We start from the raw sequence: 3080 nt of genomic DNA on the forward strand, positions 1-3080 counted from the left end.
ATATTTTCTTCATCCTACTTGGAACACCTAGTGGGTTTAATACAATATCAACTGGTCTACCGTCTTCTCTATATGGCATATCCTCTACAGGTACAATTTTACTTACAACTCCTTTGTTTCCATGTCTTCCTGACATTTTATCACCAGGTCTTAATCTTCTTTTTATAGCAACGAATACTTTTACCATTTTCATAACGCTTGGTAATAAATCATCTCCACTTCTAATTTTTAAAACTTTATCTTCAAATCTCTCTGTAATGTCTTGTTTTGCTTTATTATATTGATCTTTTAGTTGAGCTAATGTTGTTTCGTCATTTACATTCCCTACTGTGATTTTGAAGACATCATTAATAGATAGTTTATTAATTGTATCAAAATCTAACTTAGTTCCTTCGGATAGATCTTTAACTTTTTTAGTTAAAACGGATCCTGACAAAAATTGTGAAGCTCTTTGCTTAATACTTCTTTCTAATATTTCTTCCTCAACAATTTTATCTTGTTGAACTTGTTCAATCTCAGCTCTTTCAATAGTTATTGATCTCTCATCTTTCTCAATTCCATGTCTATTGAATACTCTTACATCAACTACCGTTCCACTTGATCCTCTAGACATTCTTAAAGATGTATCAGTTACATCAATAGCTTTTTCTCCGAATATTGATCTTAATAATTTTTCTTCAGGACCAGATGCCGAGTCTCCCTTTGGAGTAACTTTACCAACTAAAATATCTCCAGCATTAACCTCCGCTCCAATATAAACTATTCCTGATTCATCAAGGTTTTTTAAAGCCTCTTCATTTACATTTGGTATATCTCTTGTGATTTCTTCTTCACCAAGTTTTGTATCTCTCGCCATTATTTCATATTCAACAATATGAACAGATGTAAATACATCATCTGTAACACATCTTTCTGAAATAAGAATTGAGTCCTCAAAGTTGTAACCTTGCCATGGCATGAAAGCTACAGTAACATTCTTACCTAAAGCAAGTTCACCCAATTTTGTTGAAGGACCATCTGCAATAATATCTCCAGATTTAACTTTGTCACCAACTCTAACTAATGGTCTTTGATTTATGCAGGTATTTTGGTTTGATCTTTTAAATTTTTGAAGATTATAGATATCTACACCAGACTTACTAAAGTCTGTTTCCTCAGTTACTTTGATAACAATTCTTTTACCATCTATTTTATCAACAATTCCATCACGCCTAGCAACAATGGTTACTCCAGAGTCTAAAGCTACATCACTTTCAATTCCTGTACCAACAAGTGGCGACTCAGGTTTTAATAATGGAACTGCTTGTCTCATCATATTTGATCCCATTAAGGCTCTGTTTGCATCATCATTTTCTAGGAATGGAATTAATGATGCTGCAACTGAAACTAGTTGTTTTGGTGAAACGTCAATGTAATCTATAGAGTCAGGTTTAGACAAAAGAAAATTTAAATTTTGTCTGCATGAAACTAGTTCTTCAGTAATTTTTCCATTTTTATCAAGTTTTGTATTTGCTTGAGCAATTGTAAATTTAGTTTCTTCCATTGCTGATAAGTATTCAACTTTATCTTGAACTACTCCATCTTTTACTTTTTTGTATGGACTTTCAATGAAGCCATACTTATTAATTTTTGCATATGTAGATAAACTATTAATCAAACCAATATTTGGACCCTCGGGAGTCTCAATTGGACAAATTCTTCCATAGTGTGTTGGATGCACATCTCTAACTTCAAAACCTGCCCTCTCTCTTGTCAAGCCACCCGGGCCTAACGCTGAAACTCTTCTTTTGTGAGTAATTTCTGATAATGGATTTGTTTGGTCCATAAACTGAGATAGTTGTGAACTTGCAAAAAAATCTTTCAATGAAACTGTTAATGGTTTTGCATTAATTAGATCTTGTGGCATTGCTGACTCAACATCTAGAGTTGTCATTTTTTCTTTAATGGCTCTTTCCATTCTATAAACACCAATTCTAGCTTGGTTCTCAACTAACTCTCCAACAGAACGTACCCTTCTATTTCCAAGGTGATCTATATCATCAACATCATCTTTACCATCGCGTAAATCCAACATTTTATGAATAATTGCAATGATATCATCATTTCTTAATATGGTTATTTTGTCAGAACACTCTTGATTTAATCTTGAGTTCATTTTAACTCTTCCAACATCAGACAAATCATATCTATCTGAGCTAAAGAAAAGATTATTAAATATTTGAGTTGCTATCTCTATGGTTGGGGGCTCTCCTGGTCTTAACATTTTATAGATTTCAGTGATAGCTTCGTCTTTATTATTATTTTTATCAGCTAAAATTGTAGTAAGTAGATATGGTCCTTTATTTATAGAATTAGTAACAGAAATTTGAAGTGTATGAATATTTGCATCTAAAATTTGTTGAATAATTGTGTCATTTAATTCAGTCCCAATTTTAAATACACCCTCTTCTTCTTCATTAATTTTTACATCTCTGTGTAAAAATTTACCAAACAAAGACTCTTTAGAAACTAGTATGTCTTTAAGACCATCATTAGCTAATTTTTTTGCACTTAAAAAATTAATCTTGTCACCTAATTTAATTACTACTTCACCAGTCTTTGCATCAATTACTTCTTCAGAGAAATTTTTAGCTTTGTAGTTTTCAGGATTAAACTTTGTTTTCCACTTTTCTGTTTTTGAATCAAAATTATATTGTTCGCTCTCATAGAACTCATCTACTATTTCGGATTTTGTATAACCTAAAGCTAACAATAAAGTAGATGAAAAAATTTTCTTTTTTCTGTCAATTTTAAAATATAGAAAATCTTTAACGTCATACTCAAAATCTAACCAAGAACCTCTATTAGGTATTACTCTACAATTAAATAAAAGCTTACCACTTGCGTGAGTTTTTCCTTTATCATGATCGAAAAATACACCTGGACTTCTATGCATTTGGTTTACTACAACTCTTTGAACACCATTAGTGATAAAAGTTCCACTATTAGTCATCATAGGAACTTCACCCATATAAACTTCTTGCTCTTTAGCTGATAAAATATCTTTTGTATTATTTTCTTGATCTATTTCGTAAACAACT

1 protein-coding gene is annotated in these 3080 nt (G+C 31.5%); it reads right to left on the minus strand.

The window, feature by feature from the left end:
* The coding region (gene rpoB / locus AMO08_RS03670) for a DNA-directed RNA polymerase subunit beta (RefSeq protein WP_075485287.1) at nt 1-3080 on the minus strand (3080 nt) is incomplete at both ends.

This window comes from Candidatus Pelagibacter communis, from assembly GCF_001180205.1.
Taxonomy (GTDB): Bacteria; Pseudomonadota; Alphaproteobacteria; order Pelagibacterales; family Pelagibacteraceae; genus Pelagibacter; species Pelagibacter ubique_O.